We start from the raw sequence: 2,609 nt of genomic DNA, 5'->3' as shown, positions 1-2,609 counted from the left end.
TTCTGGAGTATTGTTAAAAAAGGCAAACATCTCATAGAAGTTTTTCTGAGAAATCGGATCGTACTTATGGTCATGGCACTGTGCACATTCCATGGTAATTCCCAATATTCCTTTGGTAAAAGTATTTGATTTGTCAAGAACATACTCGACCCTGTATTCCTCAGGAATGACCCCGCCTTCTTCTGTGTATTTATGGTTTCTGTTGAAGGCTGTAGCCAAAATCTGTTCCTTGGTAGCATTTGGCAACATGTCACCCGCAAGTTGCCAAGTCAAAAATTGATCGTAGGGAAGGTTTTTGTTAAAAGCATGGATCACCCAATCCCTGTAAGGCCATTGGGTCCGGATATTGTCATCTTGATAGCCATATGAATCTGAATACCTCGAAATATCCATCCAAAGGACAGCCATTTTTTCCCCAAAAGTAGGAAGGTTCATTATTTTGTCAACCGCCTTTTCATAGGCTTCGGGGCTGTCGTCTTTATCAAAATCGCTGATCATTTCAGGGGTGGGAGGAAGTCCTGTCAGGTCGAGACTAACCCTTTTGAGCAATTCATGCTTTTCAGCCTGATCGTTTGGTTCCAGCCCTAATTTGCTCATTTTGGCTAAGGTGAAATAATCTATTTCATTCTTTGGCCAATCTTTGTCTTTTACTTTTGGCAAAGTTCCTTTTTTTGGACTGACAAAAGCCCAATGAGGTTCATATTGTGCACCTTGTTCTATCCATTTCTTGATCAGGTCAATCTCGCTTTCTGTCAGTGAAAGGTTGGATTCAGGAGGTGGCATGAGTTCGTTGGGGTCAGCGCTGACTATCCTGTGGTAAAGTTCAGAACCTTCGATGTCGTTTGGAACAATGGCAAATTTTCCAGGGCTTTCCTTCAGGGCTGCAAATGCAGTCTCCGGAAGATCTAACCTTAAGCCAGCTTCCTGTTTGTTGGCGTCAGGTCCATGGCATGCAAAGCATTTGTCAGATAAAATAGGTCTGATATGAAAGTTATAGCTGAGCTGTTCTCCTTCCCCAAAGGAAATATCTGTAGAATTGTCTGGCTTACAGGCAACAAAGAAGTAAAGAAGGAGGACAAGAAAGAGACTGATGTACTTCATGGTTATCTTTGGCATTGGTATATTCAAGTCAGTAATTTCGTAAAAAAATCATTAAACTTCAATTTCTTATTCTAAATTTTTATAAATAGAAAGAATAATTGAATAAATTGAATCCGACTATTTTGTCTTGGAAATTCAACTTCTCTAATATCCTGAATTTTCTTTGATTTTTTCTTCCCTGTTTAAATTCTATCTTTAACCCAAGAATAAATTTTTAAACATGAGTGAATTACCAGCCAAGCCATTGAAAAGTTGGGTAACTGTCCCAAAAAATTCAGATTTCAGTATTTATAACCTACCCTTTGGAATATTTCAGACCAAAAGGATTTCTCCACGGGCAGGTATTGCAATAGGAGATAAAATTGTTGATTTAGCAGTTTTGCATGAAGAAGGTTTTTTTTCTGAAATGACCCAAATTCCTCACGGCATCTTCTTAAAGGATACATTGAACGAGTTTATTGCTTTAGGCAAAGCCACTACTAAAAGGGTCAGGGAAAAAGTCCAAGAACTTCTCAAAGAAGAAAACGGCGCCCTTCGTGACCACCAAAGCAGGGGAAAATCGATGGTTAGCAGAACCGAGGCGCAAATGCTGATGCCTGTGAAAATATGCGACTATACGGACTTTTATAGCAGCCTCGAACATGCGACCAATGTCGGTAAAATGTTTCGTGATCCTGAAAATGCCTTGTTGCCAAATTGGAAACACCTACCCGTTGGCTATCATGGGAGAGCTTCTTCGATTGTGCCTTCAGGCACGCCAATCTTCAGACCCAAAGGTCAGTTCAAAGATCCAAATATGGAAGTTCCTGAATTTGGACCTAGCAGAAGATTGGATTTTGAATTGGAAATGGCTTTTATCATCGGTAAACCCACCAAGATGGGAGACAGTGTCAGCACTGAAGATGCCGAAGATTATATATTTGGGATGGTGCTGTTCAACGATTGGTCGGCACGTGATATCCAAGCTTGGGAATATGTGCCTTTGGGCCCTTTCCTTGGTAAAAATTTCGCATCAAGCATCTCTCCTTGGATAGTGACCTTGGAAGCATTAGAGCCATTTAGGGTAGCAGGGCCAAAGCAGGAACCGGAAGTACTGCCTTATCTTCAATATAAAACTGACCATGCTTTTGATATCAAACTTGAAGTTTTGATCCAACCGGAAGGTCTCAAAGCCACCAAGGTTTGTACTTCCAATTTCAAGTACATGTATTGGAATATCGCCCAACAGCTTGCGCACCACACGATTAACGGCTGTAATATCAATGTTGGTGATCTGATGGCTTCCGGTACGATTTCAGGCCCAACTGAAGACAGTTATGGGTCGATGCTAGAACTTTCTTGGAAAGGAACAAAACCTATATTATTGGAAGAAGGAGGCGAACGCAAATTTATTGAAGATGGGGATTCGGTGATTATGAAAGGTTTTGCAGAAAAAGACGGGATAAGGGTAGGGTTTGGGGAAGTGGAAGGCAAGATTCTTCCTGCAAAATAAATCATTGAATGATTCA

General features: G+C 40.8%; 2 protein-coding genes. One reads left to right on the top strand and one right to left on the bottom strand.

Going from position 1 to position 2,609, the window contains the following annotated elements; all coding sequences use genetic code 11:
- Window positions 1–1,101, bottom strand: a 1,101-nt coding sequence (locus ACZFYI_RS18795) for a DUF1549 domain-containing protein (RefSeq protein ID WP_462525654.1), incomplete at its 3' end; no start/stop codon positions are given.
- A 220-nt stretch (window positions 1,102–1,321) separates the two neighbouring features.
- On the opposite strand from ACZFYI_RS18795, the gene fahA reads away from it, so the two are divergent.
- Window positions 1,322–2,593, top strand: a complete 1,272-nt coding sequence (gene fahA, locus ACZFYI_RS18790) for a fumarylacetoacetase (RefSeq protein ID WP_462525653.1) — start codon at window positions 1,322–1,324, stop codon at window positions 2,591–2,593.
- The last annotated feature ends 16 nt before the right edge of the window (window positions 2,594–2,609 follow it).

Source organism: Aquiflexum sp. (assembly GCF_977115555.1).
The sequence above is the reverse complement of the archived record's forward strand: the minus strand, read 5'-3'. Positions and strand labels throughout refer to the sequence as shown.